19 protein-coding genes are annotated in these 25,072 nt (G+C 39.8%); 3 read left to right on the forward strand and 16 right to left on the reverse strand.

Annotation, left to right across the window (positions count from 1 at the left end; translation table 11 throughout):
• Positions 1-124: 124 nt before the first annotated feature.
• The 4 genes from ACSV5T_RS02680 to recQ form a co-directional block, all read right to left on the reverse strand.
• The gene (locus ACSV5T_RS02680; protein ID WP_438320240.1) at positions 125-2,413 is read right to left on the reverse strand and encodes a Tex family protein; all 2,289 of its coding nucleotides are present in this window, start codon (positions 2,411-2,413) and stop codon (positions 125-127) included.
• The gene (locus tag ACSV5T_RS02685) at positions 2,410-2,904 is read right to left on the reverse strand and encodes a dihydrofolate reductase (RefSeq protein WP_438320241.1); all 495 of its coding nucleotides are present in this window, start codon (positions 2,902-2,904) and stop codon (positions 2,410-2,412) included. Before ACSV5T_RS02685 ends, ACSV5T_RS02680 begins: the two co-directional genes overlap by 4 nt.
• Positions 2,905-2,981: 77 nt before the next feature.
• Positions 2,982-3,773, reverse strand: a complete 792-nt coding sequence (locus tag ACSV5T_RS02690; RefSeq protein ID WP_295869116.1) for a thymidylate synthase — start codon at positions 3,771-3,773, stop codon at positions 2,982-2,984.
• A 115-nt stretch (positions 3,774-3,888) separates the two neighbouring features.
• Positions 3,889-5,772 (reverse strand): DNA helicase RecQ, encoded by a 1,884-nt coding sequence (gene recQ, locus ACSV5T_RS02695; RefSeq protein ID WP_438320243.1) that lies wholly within the window; start codon positions 5,770-5,772, stop codon positions 3,889-3,891.
• Between the two features lie 323 nt (positions 5,773-6,095).
• On the opposite strand from recQ, the gene putP reads away from it, so the two are divergent.
• Positions 6,096-7,583 carry a sodium/proline symporter PutP gene (putP, locus tag ACSV5T_RS02700; protein ID WP_295824810.1) on the forward strand — a complete coding sequence of 496 codons (1,488 nt, stop codon included), beginning with the start codon at positions 6,096-6,098 and terminating at the stop codon, positions 7,581-7,583.
• Between the two features lie 74 nt (positions 7,584-7,657).
• Here putP and ACSV5T_RS02705 read toward each other — a convergent pair whose 3' ends face one another.
• The 3 genes from ACSV5T_RS02705 to nifJ form a co-directional block, all read right to left on the reverse strand.
• Positions 7,658-8,686 carry a helix-turn-helix transcriptional regulator gene (locus tag ACSV5T_RS02705; protein WP_195186645.1) on the reverse strand — a complete coding sequence of 343 codons (1,029 nt, stop codon included), beginning with the start codon at positions 8,684-8,686 and terminating at the stop codon, positions 7,658-7,660.
• A 350-nt stretch (positions 8,687-9,036) separates the two neighbouring features.
• Positions 9,037-10,653, reverse strand: a complete 1,617-nt coding sequence (locus ACSV5T_RS02710) for a methyltransferase regulatory domain-containing protein (RefSeq protein ID WP_438320245.1) — start codon at positions 10,651-10,653, stop codon at positions 9,037-9,039.
• A 272-nt stretch (positions 10,654-10,925) separates the two neighbouring features.
• A complete protein-coding gene (nifJ, locus tag ACSV5T_RS02715; protein WP_438320247.1) occupies positions 10,926-14,462 on the reverse strand; it encodes a pyruvate:ferredoxin (flavodoxin) oxidoreductase in 3,537 nt (1,178 codons plus the stop codon).
• A 385-nt stretch (positions 14,463-14,847) separates the two neighbouring features.
• Between nifJ and ACSV5T_RS02720 the strand changes: the two genes are divergently transcribed.
• Positions 14,848-15,771: a LysR family transcriptional regulator gene (locus ACSV5T_RS02720; RefSeq protein WP_105089649.1), complete on the forward strand. Its 924-nt coding sequence runs from the start codon at positions 14,848-14,850 to the stop codon at positions 15,769-15,771.
• Entirely contained in the window at positions 15,771-16,190 is a 420-nt protein-coding gene (locus ACSV5T_RS02725) for a hypothetical protein (protein WP_298698005.1), read from the forward strand. The genes ACSV5T_RS02720 and ACSV5T_RS02725 overlap by 1 nt, the downstream gene beginning before the upstream one ends.
• 158 nt (positions 16,191-16,348) lie before the next feature.
• On the opposite strand, the gene ACSV5T_RS02730 is transcribed toward ACSV5T_RS02725, so the two are convergent.
• The 9 genes from ACSV5T_RS02730 to ACSV5T_RS02770 form a co-directional block, all read right to left on the reverse strand.
• On the reverse strand, positions 16,349-16,966 hold the full coding sequence (locus ACSV5T_RS02730; RefSeq protein WP_302498696.1) for an SAP domain-containing protein: 618 nt from the start codon (positions 16,964-16,966) through the stop codon (positions 16,349-16,351).
• A 131-nt stretch (positions 16,967-17,097) separates the two neighbouring features.
• A complete protein-coding gene (locus ACSV5T_RS02735) occupies positions 17,098-18,411 on the reverse strand; it encodes an MFS transporter (RefSeq protein ID WP_438320250.1) in 1,314 nt (437 codons plus the stop codon).
• A gap of 242 nt (positions 18,412-18,653) precedes the next feature.
• Positions 18,654-19,010: a cupin domain-containing protein gene (locus ACSV5T_RS02740; protein WP_257847371.1), complete on the reverse strand. Its 357-nt coding sequence runs from the start codon at positions 19,008-19,010 to the stop codon at positions 18,654-18,656.
• A gap of 28 nt (positions 19,011-19,038) precedes the next feature.
• Positions 19,039-19,914, reverse strand: coding sequence for a DUF4261 domain-containing protein (locus ACSV5T_RS02745; protein WP_438320252.1), 876 nt, complete (start codon positions 19,912-19,914; stop codon positions 19,039-19,041).
• A 16-nt stretch (positions 19,915-19,930) separates the two neighbouring features.
• A complete protein-coding gene (locus tag ACSV5T_RS02750; RefSeq protein WP_438320254.1) occupies positions 19,931-20,434 on the reverse strand; it encodes a hypothetical protein in 504 nt (167 codons plus the stop codon).
• A gap of 248 nt (positions 20,435-20,682) precedes the next feature.
• The gene (gene citF / locus ACSV5T_RS02755; protein WP_438320256.1) at positions 20,683-22,230 is read right to left on the reverse strand and encodes a citrate lyase subunit alpha; all 1,548 of its coding nucleotides are present in this window, start codon (positions 22,228-22,230) and stop codon (positions 20,683-20,685) included.
• On the reverse strand, positions 22,220-23,185 hold the full coding sequence (locus ACSV5T_RS02760) for an HpcH/HpaI aldolase/citrate lyase family protein (RefSeq protein ID WP_438320258.1): 966 nt from the start codon (positions 23,183-23,185) through the stop codon (positions 22,220-22,222). The genes citF and ACSV5T_RS02760 overlap by 11 nt, the downstream gene beginning before the upstream one ends.
• Entirely contained in the window at positions 23,185-23,454 is a 270-nt protein-coding gene (gene citD / locus ACSV5T_RS02765; protein WP_009351290.1) for a citrate lyase acyl carrier protein, read from the reverse strand. The genes ACSV5T_RS02760 and citD overlap by 1 nt, the downstream gene beginning before the upstream one ends.
• Before the next feature lie 106 nt (positions 23,455-23,560).
• A complete protein-coding gene (locus tag ACSV5T_RS02770) occupies positions 23,561-24,961 on the reverse strand; it encodes a DASS family sodium-coupled anion symporter (RefSeq protein WP_438320261.1) in 1,401 nt (466 codons plus the stop codon).
• Positions 24,962-25,072: the final 111 nt, after the last annotated feature.

Consider the following 25,072-nt stretch of genomic DNA (forward strand, 5'->3'; position numbering starts at 1 on the left):
ATCATTTTCGATATATCACTTCTGCATTAATATACATAGTTTTAAGCTATATAGAAAAACCGCACCCTCTAACACCATAGAGGATGCGGTTTTCTATATGATGACTTTTAGTCAATAATAGTTTTTACTTATGGTTGTCATTATTTCTATTATTTTGACGACCACCATTGTTACGGTTATTATTACGATCGTTGTTTCGACGTTGACCATTATTATTTCTATTGCGGTTATTATCGTTATTCTTTGGCTTTTCTGGTTGCAATGCTTTTACAGATAAACCGATACGATTACGTTTTACATCAACAGAAATAATTTGAGCTTCGATGATATCGCCTACAGCTAATACATCGGATGGATGTTGACGGCTATTACATAATTCACTGCGATGTAATAGACCATTAGTTTTAAGGCCAAAGTCTACGAAGGCACCAAAGTCAACTACGTTGTGAACCGTACCTTTTACCACAGTGCCGACCTTGATATCTTCAAGGCTTACTACATGTTTTCTCGTAAGCGGTGCCGGTAAATCTTCACGAGGGTCACGACCTGGTTTTGCCAAAGCAGCTAGAATATCTCGTACAGTTGGTACACCCGCATCAAGTTTAGCGGCCATTTTCTCCGCATCAACGAGCGGTAATTTCACTTGTAACGCTTCTAGTTGCGCCTTATCTTGCAAATCTTTTAAGGTAAAGCCCAATTCACCAATAATGCGTTCTGCCAATTCATAGGACTCAGGATGGACAGATGTATTATCTAGTGGATTTTTACCGTGTTGCAAGCGAAGGAAACCAGCACATTGTGTGAACGCTGCAGGACCTAAACGCGGTACTTTTAGCAATTCCTTACGACTTTTAAATACGCCATTCTCTTGACGGTATGCAACGATGTTTTTAGCCACCGTACTAGAGATACCTGCAATATGTTGCAAGATAGCTGGAGATGCTGTGTTGAGCTCTACCCCAACGTGGTTTACTACAGTTTCAACTACTTGATCTAAGGTATGAGTCAATTGTTTTTGATTGACGTCATGTTGATATTGACCTACACCGATAGATTTAGGATCAATTTTAACAGATTCAGCCAATGGATCTTGTACACGGCGCGCAATGGATACGGCGCCGCGAATTGTTACGTCTAAATCTGGTAATTCATCGATAGCCAATTTAGAAGCAGAATATACAGATGCACCTGCTTCATTGGTGATGATGTAGTGGCAATCTAATTTTTCCTCTTCAATCATGGTAGATGCAAACTGCTCTGTTTCGTAGGATGCAGTACCATTACCAATGGATAATAGGGTAACTTTGAACTTGCGGATTTTATCAGCCAACACTTTTTGCGCTTCCTTGCGAAGCTTTTCACTATTAGTTAAATAGTAGGCACCGTAATCTAGCACATTACCTTGTTGGTCGATGATAGCCATCTTACAGCCTGTACGATAGCCAGGGTCAAGGCCCATAATAACATGGCCTGCCAAAGGTGGTTGTAACAATAGGTTCTTAAGGTTTACACCGAACACCTTGATAGCTTGTTCATCCGCATTTTCCGTCAACTCATTGCGGATATCGCGCTCTAGAGCAGGGAAAATTAAACGTTTATATGCATCTGCTACGGCCGCTGCTTTATAGTCTGCGAAGATAGACTTTGGATTTTTCTCCAACTTTTGTACCATGTACGCTACATAGGTATCACCAGGCACAGTAAGAGCTAATTTCAGCGCACCTAATTTTTCACCGCGATTAACCGCCAAGATGCGGTGAGACGGCATTTGACGAACAGGCTCGGCATATTCTGCATATTGCAAGAACTGTTGCTGTACCTCTTCATCACCGGTTAACTCAGCTTGAATAAAGCCTTCGTTCCACATCTTTTTACGCAAGTACGCACGGAAGTCAGCACTATCACTAACGATTTCCGCTACGATATCAGACGCACCTTGAATAGCATCTTCTGGGGTTGGCACCTCTTCTGTTACATATTCTTTTGCAATCTCTAATGGATCACCAGAGGTAACTGTATCGTTAAGGATCATTTCTGCCAACGGCTCTAAGCCACGTTCACGGGCAATCATAGCGCGCGTACGTTTCTTAGGACGATACGGTAAATACAAATCTTCTAATTCTTGAAGCTTTGTGGCAGCCTCTAAGGCTTTCATCAACTCGTCAGTCATCTTTTCTTGCTCTGTAATAGAGGCAATGATTTCTTGACGACGTGTTTCCAAATTGCGCAAGTATTTAATGCGTTCTTCAATGGTGCGCAATTGCTCATCTTGTAATTCGCCTGTCACCTCTTTACGGTAACGCGCAATAAATGGCACCGTATTGCCTTCGTCCAATAATTCTACGGCAGCTTGCACCTGCTTTGGCTTAACATTTAATTCACTGCCGATAATGGCAAACATTCTTTCACTCATTTAGATGCCTTTCTGCGATAGGTTACAAAACGATGAGGATATTTGTTCTTTTCATCCACAATGCCGTCTACAACGGATTCAATGGTGAAAGTATCCTCTGGGAACTCTGGGAAAAATGCATCCCCTTCAAATTCATGGTCTACTTCTGTGATGTACATCGTATCTACGTAAGGCAAGAAAGCCTCATATACTTGGGCACCACCGATGACAAAGGCCGCATCAAGAGCACGCGCCGCTTCTGCAGCCGACTCAGGGCTATGGAAAATCCTAACCCCTTCAGGCGCATCAAAGCCTTTGTCACGGGTAATCACCCAGTGCTCACGATTTGGCAACAAGAACGGTAAGCTTTCAAAGGTCTTACGGCCCATAATGATGACATGACCTGTAGTTTTCTCTTTAAAGAATTTCAAATCATTCGGCAAGTGCCAAATCAAGGTATTATCTTTACCAATCACACGATTATGTGCTACGGCTACGATTAATGCTAACATACTGCCCTCTTTCGATTCATACTATATGGCAACAGTCATAAATGTAATACTATTTAGCAATGGTCATGAATACAATGCTATACAGCAACAGTCATGGACAATTTACCCAGATGTTCATAGCCATCTAATGTAACGTCCTCCGGTGTGAAATCGTAGAAATCTTTCACGTCTGGATTTACTACAATTTTTGGCGCCGGCAACGCTTGATCTCGGCGTGCTAATTGTTCACGCAATGCTTCTACGTGGTTTTCATAGACATGAGCATTGTTAATAACATGGGTAAATTTACCAGGTTTAAGACCTGTTACCTGCGCAATCATGCATTGTAATGCTGCATATTGAGCCGTGTTAAATGGAACGCCTAGGCCCATATCTCCACTGCGTTGAATGAGCATGCAATTCAAATGGCCATCAGCTACATCCCATAATGTTTCATATGCACATGGTTGTAACGCCATATCATCTAAATCCTCAATATTCCATAAGGTTACAATCATACGACGGCTATCAGGATCTTCCTTGATAGTCTTGATGAGATTGTCTAATTGTTTATACTTTGCAATTTGGTAACCATAGGCCTTACCAATGGTGCCGTCTTCACGCATCCACTCATCCCATACGCGTACGTTCATTTCTTGTAATTTACGTACATCGTTAGATTGCATTTGCCAAATCCACAACAATTCTTTTACCGCTGTTTTGAAAGCTACAAATTTTGTAGTCAAAATGGGAAATTCCTCTTGCAAGTCGAATTGCATAATTTGATGAGGTAATTTATAGGTCGCAATGCCCGTACGATTTTGACCATATGTACCATGTTCTAAAATATTTTCAATAATACCGAGGTATTGTGTATCTGCTAGACTCATATATCCCCCTAAATCTATGTATACTAAGTCGAATAACACTAACATTCTGTCTTACAATATATAGTACTATCATACTAAAAAATACATAGCACTACCATATATACAGTAAAATTTATTATCCCTTATATTCTGCAATGGCCTGTAAAAAACTGAGGCCATATTTTTTCAATTTTGCTTCCCCTACGCCCTTAACATTGCCAAACTCGCCTAATGTGGTTGGTCGTAAATTAGCTAAGTCAATCAGCACTGTATCAGGGAAGATAAGATATGGTCGAAGACCGGCCTCTTCAGCTAAACGCTTACGATGTTGTCGCAAGTGTTCAAATAAGCCACCTGCACTGGAATTAGATTTTCCTCGCGCCACAGTAGATGTAGACCTACTAGTGCAAGACGGTACAGACACATGTTGTCTGATTTCCTCTACCTCTTTATGCCCAGCAAGGACTTCTTCAGCACCAGCCGTCAAAGATAGTACTGGATATTTACCTGTAGAGCTACGCAAGTAGCCAGAGGCCACAAATTGTTGAATAAGGCCCTTAATCGATTTCTCGTCTACATTACTCAATAGACCAAAAACAGGCAATGCATCGTGTCCTGCGCGCATGATGCGATCAGTTCGCTCACCGCGCACGATAGAGGTAATCATAGATGCGCCGTAGCGCTCATCAGTCCCCATAATGGCACGGAAGATGGCCTTCGCCTCTTTCGTTACATTTACCTTATCGGCAGAACCTTTACAGGAGCTACAATTGTCACATGTGGTCCAAACGGTGCTTTCACCAAAATAGTTAAGCATATATTTACGCAAACAATTACTGCAGAAACAATAGTCAATCATGGATTGTAACTTGCGAAGTTCCACCTCTTGTCTCTCAGGCGTTTCGATGGACTGTTCAATTAAATACTTGTGAACCTGTACATCCTGCCCGCTGTAGAGCAAAATACATTCTGCAGGGGCTCCATCGCGACCTGCACGGCCCGCCTCTTGATAGTAGGACTCCATGTTTCGCGGCATTTGGTAATGCAACACATAGCGCACATTGCTCTTATCAATACCCATGCCAAAGGCATTGGTAGCCACCATAACCTGTAGTTTATCATCCGCATAGGCGTTTTGCATCTCACGGCGCACCTCATCGCTGAGCCCACCGTGATAATGACCTACCTTAATGCCTGCACGGGTTAGATTTTCATACACCCGATCTACATCCTTGCGCGTTGCACAGTAGATAATACCATTTTCGTTAGCGTGTTGACGCACATAATGGACTACGTAATCCATGCGCTTTGGTGTACGGATGACAGAGAAGGATAAATTAGGTCTGTCAAAGCCCGTTACATATACATTCGCATTATCTAAACCTAATAGTTTTTTTATATCATTTTCTACATATTTCGTCGCCGTTGCTGTGAAAGCACCTACGATAGGTCTCTTCGGCAAAGAGTTAAGCCACTCACCAATGAGACGATAGGACGGTCTAAAGTCATGGCCCCACTCAGAAATACAGTGAGCCTCATCAACGATGACTTGGGCTATAGGCAATGCTCGCAGAACATTACAGAAGAAATTAGAACCTAATCTCTCTGGTGCAATATATAACAGCTTAATTTTACCACTGCGTACTTCATACATAGTCTTATTAAACTCCGCTTGGGTAAGGGTACTATTAATGAGTGCCGCCGGAATGTTCTGCACTAATAGACCATCTACTTGGTCTTTCATAAGAGAAATGAGCGGCGAAAACACGATAGTAAGGCCCGGCTTGCAAAGAGCAGGAATTTGGAAACAGATAGACTTGCCAGCCCCCGTCGGCATGATGCCAATTACATCTTCGTTACGTAACAAGGATGCAACGGGCGCCTCTTGAGCCGGTCTAAAGGAGGTATACCCAAAGTAGGTTTCCAACATCCGTAATGCCTGTTGTTTCATCATAGCTTGTTGCTTCATCTCGACCAACTGTGATGCAATAGCTTGTTTTGAAGCTGGCTGTTGTTCCATAGGTACCTCCTTTCACGTTCCAGAAATATACATACAAGACCATAATTACGACTATCAATGACGAAATTTCGTATACAAAACACGAAATATCGTTTTTCCATTCTTATATTTTAACATATTTCATATGCCATTGGGCTTATTAGTATAAACGATTTATTAGTCCAACGTCTAATGCATATGTAGAAAACCAATCTTCAAAATTTGCATAGAAACTACGTAATATCACGAAATTTTTACACTCTAAAGCGCTAATATATGGTACAATAGGAATTATTTATAATACTATAGAATAGAACTACAACCTAAGGAGGTCTTATATAGGCATGACACAAGACAACTTAATGATTATCATCGCCTTTGCCTTATACCTAGGACTCATGATGTATATCGGGGTCTACTATTACAGGAAATCTAACAGCATCGGTGATTACATTCTCGGTGGCCGACAACTAGGACCATGGATCACAGCACTTAGTGCAGAAGCATCAGATATGAGTGGTTGGATGCTCATGGGTGTGCCTGGCCTAGCGTATACTACAGGGATTTCTGGTGTATGGATTGCCGTAGGTCTCACATTAGGCACATGGGCAAACTGGAAGTTTGTTTCTAGACGCTTGCGTAACCATACTGAGGTAGCTAGTGACAGTTTAACTTTACCGGACTATTTGAAAAATCGTTTCCACGATCAATCTCATTCGGTAGCCGTTATCTCCGCCCTATTTATCTTGATTTTCTTCTTGATTTATACATCATCAGGGTTCGTAGCAGGTGGCAAACTGTTCAACACCATCTTTGGTCTTGATTACACTGTATCTCTATTTATTACAGCGGGTATCGTCGTATTCTACACATTCCTCGGCGGCTTCCTCGCCGTATCTTGGACAGATTGTATCCAAGGGGCATTGATGTTCTTCGCTATCTTAGCGGTACCAATTACAGCTGCCATGTTTATGGGTGGTCCTATTGAAACATTCCAACTCATTCAACACGAGTTTCCTCAAGGACTTAGCCTATTTGGTGATCCATCCGACTGGTTCACATGGGCTATCGGCTTAATCTCTTCTCTTGGTTGGGGTCTTGGCTACTTCGGTCAACCTCATATCCTCGTAAGATTCATGGCTATCTCCGATGCGAAAGAGCTTAAGAAATCTACAAATATCGCCATGGTTTGGGTTATCTTATCCCTTATGGCAGCCATCGCTGTAGGCCTCATCGGTCACGTATATATGTTGCCTGATGTATTAGTAGGCACTGATGCAGAAACTGTATTCCTCATCATGACAGAACGCCTCTTTACACCATTTGTAGCAGGTCTCATCTGGTCTGCCGTACTCGCAGCTATCATGAGTACCGCATCTGCCCAGTTATTAGTAACAGCCTCTGCCATTTCTAATGACTTCTATGCGAATATCATTCATCCTAAAGCGAGTGATAAGGAGCTAGTACTAGTAAGTCGTATCGTAGTACTACTAGTTGCATTAATAGCCATCTATATGGCAATGGATCCAGATAGCTACATCTTAACCATGGTTGCCTATGCTTGGGCAGGTTTTGGTGCTGCCTTTGGTCCAGCTATCTTGTTCTCCTTATTCTGGAAACGTATGACACGTCATGGCTGTATCGCAGGTATCGTCGTAGGTGGTTTAACCGTTCTTATTTGGAAACAATTTGGATTCCTCGGCCTTTACGAAATCGTACCAGGCTTCCTCTTCTCTTCCATCGCTATCTATGTAGTGAGTATCATGGGTAAATTACCTCCTCGTCCAGTTCTTAAGGACTATCGCGAAGCAGAAAAAATGCATGTTCTATAAATTAGAAATCGGACGTTTAAAATAACATACATAAAAAAAGAGCTAGTTGATTCAACGATCAACTAGCTCTTTTATTATGAGTATTGTGCTAAGCCTTCCTTAATAGCTTCTTTCACTTCTGCTACCAAGGATGTTGGTGAAAGTACTTTCACACTTTGCATATATTGAAGTGCCCAATACTTAAAGGCATCATGATTTACACGTACACGACATACAACATCATCAGATGTGACGTTGGTGAATTCCACATTGCCATCGAACCAATCTAAAATTTGGTTTACAATAGACCGCTTTGCCTTAAAACTTACGGTAACGGATTCACCGCCGAACATGTAAATATGTTCTTTTACATATTGTGATACATTAAAGGTGCGTTGTTGGTTATAACCCTTTATCTCCCGTAAAGGTTTTCTACGTTCGCTCAGCACCGTAATATGTGCAATTCGATCGACACGCAATGTAGACATGTCATCATAATTTTCATGGTTCCCAACTAGGTAATAGTGTCCCCGATTCATAACTAGTTGGAATGGATTGAATACATACTTTCGCTCCTTATTATCTGGACCGAGATTGATATGTAATCGTTTATCCACGTCAGGTTGGCAATAAGCCAAGGAAATTTTTCTCCCCTTTTGTATTGCTTCCTCTATGAGATCAATATTAAGGAATAAGTCCTGACTTCTATGAAGGTAACCCGTAGCACTTTCAATATCAATACCATGGGGCTTGAAATGAGAGCTACCCAATTTAGCAACACGACTAATTAAATCCTTACGTTGAGATGCGGTAATATGACGAGACGCCAATATACCGTCAATTAATAATCTCAATTCTGAATCTTCAAAGGTATGAATCATATAGAAATCAGTACGGCGAATAGTACCATCCGCTCCTACGGCAGACTCTTCACATTGAATACCAAAATCACCAGATTCATATAAATCATTTAAATGACGGCCTAAGGTCTTCCGATCGACGGATACCTCGTACCGCTCGGCTAATATACTGCGAATCTCTTCTTGAGATAAAGTATGATTAGCATCCGTTTCACTTTTCAGGATTTCTAGTATATATACTAGAACGGCCTTCTTAGATGCCATAAAAGACTCCTTTTACAAATAATACAATAAAAACAACATTGTAACTAATACAATATATAATATCATCCACAACACACAGGATGATGTTCACAAAAATACCCATACATAGTATACCATACTTTTCATATATGGTTCATTTATTTCTCATTAATTTTATCGATTTACTATACTTATTCAGCAATATTAAATAACTAAATGTAATAATTATTAAAAAAAGATTAAATTAAATTATATAAAATAAAAACCCATTACTACTTAATACACATAAATGTTATAAGTATAATGGGTTTTATGTTTATTCTGAAGATTATATGAACCTCAAAATATATTCTTAGAATTCTAGCGATAGATTAAGAAAGACCATCAGTTTTCTTACTTCTAATAAAGCCTAATTGCTCCATACGCTTAGTTAATTCATTATAGAAGGCTTCCGCCATGGCATTTTGATGCTTACCAGTTTGGGCCTTGTCAGCGCTAAAGAGAGAATCCTTTATCTTCTTGATCAATGTAGATTTAGCTTTAGGTTTATTCAACAATTCCATAAACAATAAATCCTCTTCGGAAATATCACCAATGGCATCATTGAACATGTTTGCGCCATAAATATATTCACTACCACCGTCAGCAATAGCTTTCACAAAATTTGTAAAACGTGCTGGTACATAGGATAAGCCTTCCATATATTCCTGTTTATCAGGGAATGTTTTATAGAAGCGAATACCCCCCCGTACCATATGTTCAACGATAGCTTTATACAAACTACATACAGCTGGTTCTAAATCATCTTCAGAGGCATTAGCAGCATCATGAGCAGCTTTTAAAATGGCAAGAGCTTCAATCATATTGAAAGTGCCACCATCTTTAATAAGCGCTTTGAATGTATCTCGTACAAGGTCATTTTCAAACATTTCTAATGCTTCTTCATCAAAGAGGATTTGGAATACAAAACTATTTACGATAGTCCGTACAGGTACTGTATTCACCTTATCTGGATTAGCTACATCATAGTTAATATCCTTTGCAGCACGTTCTTTGCAAATAATAGACTTGCGGAATGTTGTATCAAGCATAAAGTCTAAATATTGTTCTTGATCCGCTTGGCTATTAGGAGCCAATTTTTCAAGCTTATCGGCGATGCTTTCATCATAGGTACGAACCATGGATAATGTCAAATCTGCATCACATACATATGTAAGATTGTGAGCTTTCAAATGATCATTGAATTGATAGAAGTAACATGGATCATTATGAGGCTCTAAATGGTCATGACCTACATAATAATCATCCTTTTGCATAACAGAACGCAAAGCGCCTAAGAATTTACTATTACGTTCCTTAAGGTTGTCATAATTAAGAATTTGAGAACCTACTAAGCTGCCCACAGTCTTACCGCGCAATACCTTTTCTTTATGTGTTAATTCATCATGATCACGATTAGCAAATAGCATGAGCTGACGCACCTCTTCCATCGTATGCCAACCTGGGTATGTATTATAGGATACATATGCAATGCCATTATCAGCCAAATGATGGGATATAATATCAAGCAACTTATCCTTCATTTCATCGCTAATCCAAGAGTAAAAACCATGGGCAATAATATAATCAAAGGTTCCTAAGGTCTCATCAAAGTTCATAATATCCCCTTGAATTAGAGATACATTATCCAACTTAGCATCACTAATAATTTTGTTTCCCTTCTCTACTTGATCTTGAGAAAGCTCTATACCTACAAAGGTCGCTTCTGGATTATGTACAGCTTGAGAAATAATATTTCCACCATAGGTAGCACCTAATTCAAGGACACGAGCTGTCTTTGCAGGCGGAGTATTAAGACCTACAAGTGTACCATACGCTTCTAAATACGCAGGTGTTGTAAATGGAAATGGATAGGATTTATAGCCTAACTCTTTATATATTGTTTGTTGCATATCATCTGTTGTGATCTGTTGGTTATCCTTAGCCATAAGCACCTCTATATTACGATTAAAATTACCTAGTTATCTATCAATGTAACAATGCAATATACTTACGTATAACTGCATAACTATCTAATATTATATCAAATTCCTAATATATTACCTATGGTAAAAGCATTAGTAACATAGGAATAACAGATTCATGACGTGCCCCTATTAATGTAAGATAGACTCAAACATATGGAAGATATAATTTTATATACAAAAGAGGCACCCTCGAGAGGGTGCCTCTTATCAGTTCTTAGTCGTTAAATAACGAATTATTTTACGTCTTCGAAACCTTTTTGTAAGCGAACATAGCTTAAGCGACGATCTTTAGCGTCTTGTTCAGTTTTAGCGAACAATTCTTCTGCAACATCTGGAGCTGCTTTAGCCAAGGAAGCGTAACGAACTTCACCTTTAAGGAAGTCTTGGAAGTTTTCAGTTGGTTCTTTGGAATCCAAGGAGAATGGATTTTTACCTTCTTCTTTAAGTTGAGGGTTGTATCTGTAAAGATTCCAGTAACCAGCTGCAACTGCTTTACGTTGTTCTTCTTGAGCTTTACCCATACCAGCTTTGATACCGTGGTTGATACATGGGCTGTAAGCGATGATCAAGGAAGGACCTGGATATGCTTCAGCTTCTGCAACAGCTTTCATCAATTGGTTTTTATCTGCACCCATAGCTACTTGTGCTACGTATACATAACCATAAGACATAGCCATCATGCCAAGGTCTTTTTTCTTAGTACGTTTACCAGAAGCTGCGAATTGAGCAACTGCTGCGATATTAGTGGATTTGGAAGCTTGACCACCAGTGTTGGAGTATACTTCAGTATCGAATACGAAGATGTTGATGTCTTCGCCAGAAGCTAATACATGGTCAACACCGCCGAAGCCGATATCGTATGCCCAGCCGTCACCACCGAAGATCCAGTGGGAACGTTTGATCAAGAATTGTTTTTTCTCAAGAATTTCTTTCAATTCTGGAGTTGTAGCACCTTCAGCTTCGATAGCTGCTACTAAACGTTCGGAACGTTGACGAGTTGCTGCACCAAGGTTAGCGAATTCGATCCATTGTTCCAAAGCTGCTTTCAATTCGCCTGTAGCAGTTTCTACAGCTTTAGAAGCTACTTCAACTAATTGTTGACGGATTTTCTTAACGCCGATGAACATACCATAACCATACTCAGCATTGTCTTCGAACAAGGAGTTTGCCCAGGAAGGACCTTGACCTTGTTGGTTAGTTGTGTATGGAGATGCAGGCATGGAAGCACCCCAGATGGAGGAACAACCAGTTGCATTGGCAATCATCATGCGATCGCCGAACAATTGAGTTAACAATTTAGCGTAAGGAGTTTCACCACAACCTGCGCAAGCACCGGAGAACTCGAACAATGGTTGTTCGAATTGGGAACCTTTAACAGTTTCCTTCTTCATAGGGTTTTCTTTTACAGGAAGGTTAACACCATAGTTCCATGCTTCAGCTTGTTCGATTTCGGAATCGATGGAAGTCATTACGATAGCTTTGCCTTTAGGAGCTGGACAGATATCAACACAGTTACCGCAACCCAAGCAATCTAATGGGGATACTGCGATACGGAATTGAAGGTCTTTAGCGCCCAATGCAGGGATTGTATCGAAATGTTCTGGAGCTGCAGCCACTTCTGCTTCAGTTGCCAAGATTGGACGAATTGTAGCATGTGGACATACGAAGGAACATTGATTACATTGGATACAGTTTTCTGGTAACCATTTTGGAACGAACAATGCAGGACCGCGTTTTTCGTATTTAGCAGTACCAGCAGGTAATGTACCGTCTTCGTAACCAGCGAATGTGGATACAGGAAGATCATAACCAGCTTGTGCATTGATTGGTTGTGCAATGTTTTGAACGAAGGATGGGCAAGATTCGCAACCAGGTTTAACTGCGTGACCGCCTTCATCAACAGCGTTTTTCCAGTCAGCAGGAACATCTACTTTAACCAAAGCGTTAACGCCTTGATCGATAGCAGCGTTGTTCATGTCAACGATATTTTGACCTTTTTTACCGTAAGAAGTTACTACGGATTCTTTAAGGTATTTAACAGCGTCATCTACAGGGATGATTTCAGTCAATTTGAAGAATGCAGCTTGAGTTACCATGTTGATACGACCGCCCAAACCGATTTCGGAAGCGATTTTCGCAGCGTTGATGATGTAGAAGTTCAATTCTTTTTCTGCGATTTGACGACGTAATTTAGCAGGTAAATGTTCGTTCAATTCTTCAGGAGACCAAGTACAGTTCAATAAGAATGTACCACCTTTTTTGATGCCGCGGATCAAGTCGTATTCATGTACGTAGGATTGACGGTGACATGCTACGAATTGAGGTTCAGTAATCAAGTAAGGCAAGTTGATTGGGTTTTTACCAAAACGAAGGTGAGACATTGTTACGCCACCAGACTTTTTGGAGTCGTAGTCGAAGTATGCTTGAGCATACATGTCAGTGTGGTCACCGATGATTTTGATAGCGGATTTATTCGCACCTACAGTACCGTCAGAACCGAAGCCCCAGAATTTACATTCAGTCAAACCAGGAGTTTCAACTTCTACGCCTTCAGCACGATCTAAGGACAAGAATGTAACATCATCATTGATACCCAATGTGAAGAATTTCTTGCCGTTTTCAGCAGCCAAGTTATCGAATACAGCTACGATGTCTGCAGGGATAACGTCTTTGGAGCTCAAACCATAACGACCAGCGATAACTTTTACGTTACGGCCACCGTCGATTACAGCAGCTTGTACGTCCAAGAACAATGGTTCAGCCAAAGCGCCTGGTTCTTTAGTACGGTCAAGAACTGCAATGCGTTCTACTGTTTGAGGAAGAGCTTTCAACAAACGATCTGTTGCGAATGGACGGAACAAGTGAACGTTGATGAAACCAACTTTACGGCCCAATTTGTTTAAGTAGTCAACAGTGGATTGAACTACTTGAGCGGAGGAACCCATAGTTACGATTACGTCAGTTGCATCAGGAGCACCATGGTAGTTGAACAATTGGTAGTTAGTACCAGCCAATTTGTTAACTTCGTTCATGTAGTGTTCTACAACGTCAGGAACGTTCAAGTAGAATTTGTTGGATGCTTCACGATGTTGGAAGTAAACGTCAGGGTTTTCTGCAGTACCACGAGTTACAGGAGCATCTGGGTTTAAAGCGTTTTTACGGAAAGCTTTAACAGCGTCCATGTCAACCAATGGTTTTAAATCTTCATAGTCCCAGATTTCGATTTTTTGAATTTCGTGGGATGTACGGAAACCGTCGAAGAAGTTAATGAAAGGTACACGAGTTTTAATAGCTGTCAAGTGAGCTACAGCGGACAAGTCCATTACTTCTTGTACAGAGGATTCAGCAAGCATAGCGCAGCCAGCTGCACGAGCAGCCATTACGTCTTGGTGGTCACCGAAGATAGCCAAAGCATGTGCAGCCAATGCACGAGCAGCTACTTGGAATACACCTGGAAGTAATTCACCTGCTACTTTATATAAGTTAGGAAGCATCAATAACAAACCTTGGGAAGATGTGAAAGTTGTTGTTAATGCACCAGCTTGTAAAGAACCGTGAGTTGCGGCAGCAGCACCTGCTTCAGATTGCATTTCTACAACTTGAACAGTGTTGCCGAAAATGTTTTTACGACCAGACGCAGCCCATTCGTCAATGTGTTCTGGCATTGGGGAAGATGGAGTGATTGGGTAAATCGCAGCAACTTCTGTAAAACCATAAGAAACGTGAGCAGCCGCTTGGTTGCCGTCCATAGTTTTAAATTTACGACTCATGTGATTATTGCCTCCTTAAGCATTTAGCAAAAATAGAACACTTGCTTAATCTATCATTATGTTTAGGAATAACAACCATTACAAACTTGCGCACATGAAAAAATAATGCAATAATATATATGTTATATATAATATGGCATTATGTGTGAACATACTTTTGTAGTGGGCACAACCATAATTCCTAATATCATAACTTGATATAGCCCTATAAGCACATTATAACGTGCTGGGCCCTATCAACGCAACACATACAGTGACTGTCGCTTTGCCAATATTGCTATCCATGCTTTACATAAAGTAATAGCTAATTGCGTTATAGTAATAACTATTCTCATTTAGTTTAGGTCACTTCCTATAACCAAGTTTTATTTTTAGGGGGTTAATTATGGATTTTCATCATTTGAAATACTTCGTTGAAGTAGCTGATCAAAAAAGCTTTAGTAAAGCTGCGCGGAATTTGCACATCTCCCAATCCGCTATCAGCCGTACTATTAAGGCTTTAGAAGACGAACTTGGTGTTGTTCTCTTCATGCGTAATGCTAAATCTGTAGAACTTACTGATGGGGGTACCATCTTCTTAACCCACGCAAAACGCGTAGTATTTATGTTTGAACATCTTAAAACCGATTTTGAAAACGAGTTTCGTTTGGAGCAAGGTTCCATCCGAATTGGTATTCCACCAATTACCGATGCACCTATCTTTGCACAGCTTTTAGGGGAGTTCAAAAAAGTATATCCACAAATCGAACTAGAACTTTATGAACAAGGTTCTAAAAAAGTTGAGATTAGTGTTCAAGAAGGCTTAATTGATATTGGTATCATTTGTACGAAACCAAATCCTAAAGAATTTGAGTCCTTCTACCTCACTAGTGACCCACTTTCTGTTATCGTTCCAAAATCTAGCCCTCTAGCGAAAGAAAAAGAAATTCGTTTAGAAATGCTAGCTGATGAATCCTTCGTATTGCACAAAGACGACTTTAACTTGCATGACGAAATCATCAAAGCTTGTAAACATACTGGTTTCCAACCTCATATCGTATTCGAAACAAGCCAACGTGATCTCATGTTGCAAACAGTTAGTGCAGACCTTGCTATCGCATTGTTGCCATCTCGCCTCTGCCCTGAGGTTGGTGAAAACACTGAGGTTGGTTCGAAGGTCGTTGTACGTCCACTCGTACCAGAAATCATTCATACACTTTACGTTATTTGGAAAAAAGGTCATTACCTTTCCCACGCTTCTCGCTTGTGGTTAGACTTTGTAAATTCCAAATTGCCATTACCTGGATTACAACTCGAGGATCGTCAATAATGATTAAACCATCTGGGCTCGCATCTAAATTGCGGGCCCTTTTGAAAGCTAAAGAAACACCCATGTGGGGCGTTATTATCGTGCTGGTCATTGTCATAATCTTCCAGCAAATACAAATCTCAGAATTACAATGGCGCGTCGATGAAGACCATGATGGAGCTTCCGTCAATAGTGTGGCTGGTCGTCTATACATCCTAGAAGGGATGGCTAATAAACATAGCGACCAATTCGATGATGTCTTTAAGGATATTCGCCAACTACAAAATGATGGTGCCAAGTACGACTGGGAACTAAAACAACTACAATGGTTGCACCCAGAACTCAAAGTACAACCACCAGAGGCAAACCCACACCCATTCAAATCCACAGATCTAAATCTCGATATGAATCCTGGGAAAGTGCCTGATGTAACAAAATAAACTCAATAAAGAAATCAAGAATAAATAAAAGCACCTTATATACCTACAAAAGTCATCACAAATGACTCTTTTCATAGGATATAAGGTGCTTTTATCATTATTCTATTATAGATTTAATCACTAGTTTTCCCATACGTCTCTGCAATGACAAGTTGCTTCTACTTGCGATACGCTTCTAATTTATATGCATATTCACTTAAAAGATCCTTTGAATAGATTTTTTCATTTTTTGAATCTCTAACTTCTTTCCAAATAATAGATGCTACTTTTAATTTATTCGAATAATTGCCACTACATTCGTCTGCACAAAAATCCTTAAAAAATTGATTCCATTGACAAACCGAATTGTCATACTTTGCATAATCTGATTCACCATAATATACTTTCAGCAAATCTCCAATAGTAAAGCTTATATTTTTTTCACTTTTTACTTTTCTCCAAGCAGTAGCCATATCAGCATTAAATTTAAATCGTGAAACACCTGTTAAATCAGAAAAATATTCTCTAAACTTCGTATTAAAAGAAAAATTACATTCAAGTAATGGTGTATCTAAAGTAATATTTTCCACTTGTTTTTTTCTATTTTTTATTGATGATTTTTTAATTAAATTGCCTTTAAAGTACTGCTCAATAATATGATTGAGTTCTTGTTTTATTCCCCTATATTCTAATCCTAATGATTTACATATTTGTGAAAGTTCATCACGATACCAATAATATTTTTTAAATTCATCAAATGATGTAATTTCATCAAACTTAGGTCTACACTCTTTCAATATTCTGTCTCCTCAAGTTTAAATAATACTATTTTGTAAATTGTAACATAAAATTGAATAGTACCCAAAATCACACCATTGAAGCATTCGTTAAATATTTTCCTATGAAGTTATCTATAATATAACTCTACTTAATCCTCTTTATGCTCCATAGATTTTGGAAGTGTCAAAATTAATAGACCAGCAAGGAACATACAAGCCCCCATTACATAGTAGCCGTAAGCAAAGCTACCTGTGTGACCATTGATGAAACCAAGCATGTAAGGACCTACCCAGCCCCCCATGTTACCAGAGGAGTTAATGAGTCCCATCGCACCCGCCGCAGCAGCACCGGATAAGAAGGTTGTTGGCATTGTCCACCATACACCCATACCGCCGTACACACCTACAGCAGTTAAGCAGATAAACAACAAGCTAAGTTCTGGAGATGGGCTATGTGGTGTCGCTAAAAAGCCAATAGTACCAATGAACAATGTAGTTGCCACATGCCAACGTTTTTCATTGCGCTTTTCAGAGGAATAACCACAATATACTTGTACAAGTAATGCAGCAGACATTGGAATCGCAATAGACCATGCCACAACACTTGGTGGCCAACCGGATAAGCTTTTAAGAACTTGAGGCATCCAGAAGCTAAAGCCCCAGAAGCCAATGACCCATAAGAAGTAAATTAACGCTAAACGCAATACCTTTGGATCCTTTAAGGCTTGCCATGTCGTATATTTCTTTACAGCTTGCTTTTGTTGCTCTTCTTTTTCAAGTTCAGCCTTAATATACGCTTTTTCTGCATCAGTTACCCAAGATGCATGATCTGGACGTTCTTTCATCCAGAATGCGAAAATGAAAGCAAAGATTACAGCAGGAATGGCTTCAACAATAAAGAGTGTACGCCAACCATGTAAACCAAAGAAGGTTGTATCTAACAAGATACCTGCCAATGGGCCACCGATGATGTTAGAGAACAATAAAGATGTTAACATCAAGGAAATCGCTTTTGCACGCTCCTTCGGCAAGAACCAATTTGGAATGAGTAATGAATAAATTACAGGATATAAAGAGGCTTCGCATAGACCGAGTAAGAAGCGATAAATATAAAACTCCAACTCTGTGGTCATCGTCGTCATAAGAATACAAACAAGGCCCCAACTAAACATGATACGCGCTACCCAATGCATAGCATTACAACGAGCAGCGATTAACGATGCTGGCACTTCAAATAAAACATAGCCAATAAAGAAAATGCCTGCCCCCATACCGAATACCTCTGGCGTTAACCAAGGTAAATTCTCCTTCATGGTCAAGCCTGCATAAGCAATGTTTACACGGTCCAAAAAGGCAATAATAGAAACAATAAATAATGGTAAGACTACGTGTAGCATGCGCCGCTTCGTAAAGTCTTTGAAATCAATGGCCCCACTTTGAGGCTCTGGTGTAGATGAGCTCATATAATTCCTTTCTACTACTTAAGATATTACATACCTTATTATCTTAAGAAAACAAAAGTCCTCTGTCAATGGAATTATATAGAATATAGAGATGCTAAATAGGAATAGTGGAACCTAAATAATGGCATATTAAATGAAAAAAGATATATTCTCTAGGAATGACTATATAAAATAAAAAAGCACTTTATAGTATAAATATATCTCTATCATAAGATAGCCAAATACTATAAAGTGCTTTCATATTAATTAGTCTTAACAGGATCATAATCAGCAGGCACTGGAGCAACGATACTCACAAAGACAATATCTTCCGTTCCAGTATTTTTTGCACCATGACATTCACCCTTTTTAGATACTATAACTTGCCCCTTTGTAAAAGGCACCTCTGTATTAGGCGTTGGATAAAATACACCCTTGCCTTGCAATATAACCCATATATCATCAGAGTGATGATGATAATGTTTTGGTAAGATTTGACCAGGTTTAATAACCCATACTGAACCACCTGTGGAATCAGTTTGATAAAATGGCGTCCTAACAGCTTTCTCCAAACTCTCAACTTTCACAAGTTCCATATCAAAAACACGTTGATCACTCATAATGCTCACACCTTTCATTGATTAACAACTACCGAGTTCCAGATGCGTATTCACCCATATTAATATCTAGAACCTCTCGAACGGGCTGGATTAAAGAATCCTCGTATTGAACCTTCCACTGAATATCCTGATTCATCTCGCCATTTTGTAACCCCGCAATGGTTTCCCCATCACCTATTATATTACCATGTTCGAAAATATAATCCAACACATTATAAGCATGAAATACTACATGATTAGGATCTACACCGTGAAAGTGATACTGTAAATCAGGTAAAAATAATGTACTCATACCCACAGAATCTACCATCATATCATTGGTACCTTGAATACTAAAATAACGCACATTTACAGCATAATACATGAAACGAGTCACCTCTTTATCAGGATGATTTTCAATCGATTCTCGACTTAAGAACTTACGAGATGGTCCAAATACAACGGCTTTACAAGAGGGATATAATTCTAGTAATGCATCTACATATTTTACTAACATATCAGCCCGTTCTTTAGGCTCTAAACCAGACGCTAACATATCGGTAGCAAATACTCTATATTGGCACTCATCAAGCAACTCATCTACATTTGGACAATCCCAAACCTGACTACGCTCAAAATCATCGAGCACAGGTTTGTCGATTTTCTCACAATTCGTCACCATCAAGGTCGGTGGAATATCGGCATCGTTATCTTCATAATGAACCTTATAATTCTGAGGTGCAAAACCAGCAGATTCAGCGCCATAACTAAAGCAATCAACAGGGCCTAAATGCTTTGTGAATACCTCTACCATTGTATCGCGGTCAGGTATATCACACTGCGCTGGCATTAATAACTCAACGAAAAAAATACCACCTGGTCGGACTGAAGTATCTGTTAAATCTTGTTTAAAAACTTGGCTCATATGCTCTCTCCTATAGTTAAAGCGTAATATAAAATGCATCCTTTATCCTATAGTATATCGGATGTTTATAAGTACTACAATTACGTAACCAATGTTTTATAAATAATATAAAGTCTATATTTTGACTACAGGTTAGAGTAATTTCTATATACTGTGACATCACGTTTATATGATTTAAACATAGGGATTCATATTCAGGTTCAAGCTGTTTACTATTCTCTAATGTTTGTAGAAATTTTGCATATAAATAATCAATACTTTCATAACGATTACCAACCTTACAACTCCCCATATCAAATAGGTTACGATAAGAAATATCTCCAGGCAATACAGACATCCAGTTTAAAGCATATTCTGATACACCGAACACCGTTTTTTCAGGATTAGGTCCATCTAAATCATCCTGTAACCAAGCAGATATTATTTGGTACATATTTAGTGTTTCATATTCGCTTACATCACTATAAAACTCACTTAGCCCCTCTAGGTCAATCTCTAACTTAGCAATACAACGATACATAGAAACTACCTCCTAAAGATCTCCAATCTTCTTATAGTAAAAGTATAACTATATCTATGTACCATTTTTATCTCATTAAGTTTTGACCCTGTATCTAAAATTAACACTAAATCATTTATAACTACAAAAAGACCCTCTCCATAAGTCCGAGAACTATGGAGAGGGTCTTTATATTATCTAATCAGCATAGGATGATGAGCCGATGGCCTACCTGTTACGGTTTCCCTCGAACTCTCAGCACTACTTAATTATAGAGGTTTACGAACCACGTCAAGGATGGAGCCATCGCGGTATTCTACGATTGCGATGATATCTTCGTCTTTATCAGATACAGGGATATCTTGTGGTTTACCTACTAAATCAAATGCTAATTGTTGTAATTCTTCAATTGTGAAGATAGGCAAGTTGCTATCTTTGAAGCGTTCAATCAAATCAGTACGAGCTGGGTTGATTGCGATACCGTATTCAGTAACGAGTACGTCAACAGAGGAGCCTGGTGTAATTACAGTTGCTACTTTATCACGGATCATTGGCAAGCGGCCACGGATCAATGGGCAAGTAATAACTGTGCATTTAGCACCTGCTGCTGTATCGGAGTGACCGCCAGAGGCGCCCATCAATACACCGTTGGAGTCAGTCATTACGTTTACGTTGAAATCAAGGTCGATTTCAGTAGCACCAAGGAATACTACGTCTAGGTAGTTTGTAGTGCAGTCAGTCCATGGGTTAGCGTACATGGAAGCAGACATTTCAATGTGTGCAGGGTTTTTATCTAAAGATGCTGCTGCAGTTGTATCGAAAGTTTGAGTATCGTAAATTGCACGAATCAAACCTTCTTCAAGCATGCCAGTCAAGATACCAGTAGCACCACCGATAGCGAAGCCACCTACTTCTCCGCGTTTGCGAAGTTTTTCAGCAATGAATTTCGCTACAGTCAATGGAGCACCACCAGCGCCCAATTGGAATACGAAACCATCTTTAATAATGCCAGCTTGGTCAAGGAATTCACCAGCTAATTCAGCAATTTTGATTTGGATAGGGTTTTTAGTGAAGCCTACTGCACCAGAAGCGATACCTTCTGGATCACCAATGCTTTCAACCTCAACAACATAATCTACGTCAGTTTGAGGGATTGCATAGTTGTGTACGTAGTCAACTAAGTTATCTGTGATAATAACTGTTGTATCTGCATAGTGGGAGTCAACTTTAGCATAGCCAAGTGCACCACATGCGGATTTACCCATACGACCAGTAGCATTACCACGTGGGTCAGCTGTAGGAGCGCCCATGAAAGCTACGTCGATATGAACTTCGCCAGATTCGATAGCACGTGCACGGCCACCGTGAGAACGAATCACTACAGGGCGTTTCAATACGCCTGGGTTTTGTGTTAAGAATTTACCAAGACGATCGCGCAAGCCAGATGTTTCAATAGCTGTTACAGTACCATCTTGAATCATTTCTACTAAGAATTCATGGCATGGGGACAAGGAAGAAGACGCGATTGTAATGTCTTTAATGCCTTTCGCTTGAACGCGTTCCATAACCATTTTCATTACATAGTCGCCATTGCGCAAGTGATGATGGAAGGACAATGTCATACCATCTTTTACGCCAGCTTTTTCGATAGCTTCATCAATAGAAGCAAGTACTTTATTAGCACCAACACGACTCATGTGTACAGGTTTACCTGCGCGATGAGCTTTAGGTTCAATAGCGAATTCACCTTGATATACTTCGCGACCTTCTAGTGCTGGGATATTTGTTGGGATATCGCGACCTACTTTATTTAACATCGTATTCTGCTCCTTCCTCTAATTCAACTTTAATGCCTGCTGCACGTGCTTTATCAACTACGCGTTGTGCACGTACTACGATAGGACCATCGATCATTTTGCCATCTACAGAGATTACGCCTTTATTGTTGCGTAATGCATCTGCATAGCTGTTCAATACCTTAACGGAATGAGCGATTTCTTTTTCGTCAGGAGTGAATACTTCGTGGATAATTTTAATTTGGCTTGGGTGGATACAAGATTTACCATCAAAGCCCAAAGCTTTAATGAATTCAACTTCTTCGCGGAAACCTTGAGGGTCTTTCACATCGGAGAATACAGTGTCAATTACGCGGATACCTGCTTCACGTGCGGCATGAAGAATTGTTTGACGAGCGAATAACAATTCAACAGCTGGTTTATGTTTACCTGTACGAAGGTCAGCACGGTAGTCTTCAGCGCCAAGAGCGATAGCTACTACGCGAGGACCGTGGCAAATTTCACGAACATTGTACAAGCCACGAACTGATTCGATAGCTACGATAATATTGATAGTACCTTCTGGCCAGCCATTAGCTTTTTCTACTTCTTCAATTTTCTTCGCTACGATTTCAACTTCAGACACATCTTCAGTTTTAGGTAAACGAATCATATCAGGTTTAGCTGGAACGATTACATCAAGGTCGTCATAGCCGTAAGGAGTTTGTGTAGGATGGTTGATACGAACAACTGTTTCTGCACGGAATTTACGAGATTTCAAAGCTTCTGCAGTTAAAAGACGAGCTGTATCTTTTTCTGTTACAGGAACGGAGTCTTCGATGTCGATCATGATGGAGTCAGAACCGTGAATATCAGCACTGTTAATCATTTTAGGTGTATTACCAGGTACGAACATCATGGAACGAGACAAACGTTTTTTAGCAGCCTCTGTTAATGGATTTGTTTTAACTTCTGGGAATGTTTTATCGTTAGCCATTATGCTTTGCTCCCCCTTTCCAATGCGCCTAATACGCGAGCTTTAATTGTGTAATCCCAAGCATTTTTATCTTGTACGATTACTTTTACGCCGTCAAAACCAGCTTCTTTAACTGTGTTTAAAACAACGGATTTAATTTGGTCGCCGTATTGACGGATAACTTTGGATGTTAATTCAATTTCGATACCGCTAGCAATCGGTTCAACCGTTACTAGTGCATCATTTTTTTCGTCGAAGCCAGCTTGTGCAGCTTTTACTAATTGTGCCATGTTGCATCCTTTCACTAAAAAATATATCAAATGGCAAAGACCAGACGTGTCGCGAATGTCTGGTCCGTGCCGTTAAAACCATGTTGATTATAAAATTATATGGTGATTAAATCATACCGATGAAAGTCCACCAAGGGATACCTACTACAAAGAGTAGAATCCAACTCAATACTGCTAAGATTGCACCAGCAGTCCACCAATCTTTCAAGTTATTGTAACCTGCAGAGTAGATGATTGGACCAGGAGATGCACCGTAGTGAGTTACAAGACCACCAAACGCATTTGTTGCAAGCAATACTAAACCAAACATAACAGGGTTAACACCAGCTGCCATACCTACAGTCAAGAATACTGGAAGCATAGATGCAATATAGGCAGTACTGGAAGCGAATAAGTAACGAATGACAACACTAATAGCAGAAAGAATTAATACAACTACGAGTGGAGACACATCGAGGGCCAAGTTTGCTTGCATATATGCTGCAAGCCAAGCGAAGAATTTAGCTTTTGTTAAAGCAGTGGATAAACCAAGGATAGCACCGAACCAGATGAATGTATTCCAAACAGCTTTAGTTTGAACCATGTCATCCCAAGTGATGATACCAGCAAAGAACACAACAGTCATAGCAACTAATGCTACTGCTGTTGGGCTCAAATCAAAACCGATGGAAGGCAATGCCCAACCGATTAGAGCAAGAATAAATACAACAGCCAAGACTTTTTCAGACATTTTCATAGGTCCTAATTTAGCAAGACCGTCAGCAGCCAATTTCTTATTGTCAATTTTTACTGCTTCAGGACGGTCGATCCAGTAACCTACAAGTGGAACGAAGATCAACATTACAAGACCAGGAAGAGCTAAAGCCAAAGCCCATTCAGCCCAAGTCATGTTTAGACCAGTGATTTTAGTAACAAAGTCCAAGGCCAACACGTTAGGAGCCATAGCTGTTAAGAACATGAAGGATGTAATTTTTGTTACGAAATAGCCATTCATCAAGATGAAGGAACCACCGCGTTTTGCAGTATCACCAGGATAAGAACCGATGGATTCAGCGATGGATAAATTGATTGGATATACAATACCAGCCGCACGTGCTGTGTTAGAAGGTGTCGCTGGGGATAATACTAAATCAAGAAGTGCTGTTACATAGCCAAGACGTAATACAGTAGAACCAAATGCATTAATCAAATGGTATGCAACGCGGTGACCAAGACCAGTTTTACCAAAGGCAACACTCAAGGAGAACGCAGCGATGATCATCCACAATGCTGTGGAGCCATAACCTACCAAGATATCTTTTGCATTGTCTAAGAATAATGCAGAAGCAGATAATACAGCTAATAAAATAATTTGAATTGGGTATGGTTTTAAAATCAAACCTACGATACCTGCAATGTAGAAGCCTAAGAGGCGCCACGCTTCCGCAGAGAGCCCTTCTGGTGGAGTTGTAAACCAGAGGATAATTGGAATTAGCACGATAAGTGCTAGTTTTAAGAATTTTTCCATATTTATTCCTTTCTTAAAAACATAGGCATGTATATCATCCTAACACTCCCCTAAAGATTCGAGATACGCGACTATCATCTATTGAACTCTAGGAGTCTTTGTCTACACTCA

The sequence above is a fragment of the Veillonella sp. ZSJB6 genome (assembly GCF_051549505.1).
GTDB lineage: Bacteria > Bacillota > Negativicutes > Veillonellales > Veillonellaceae > Veillonella.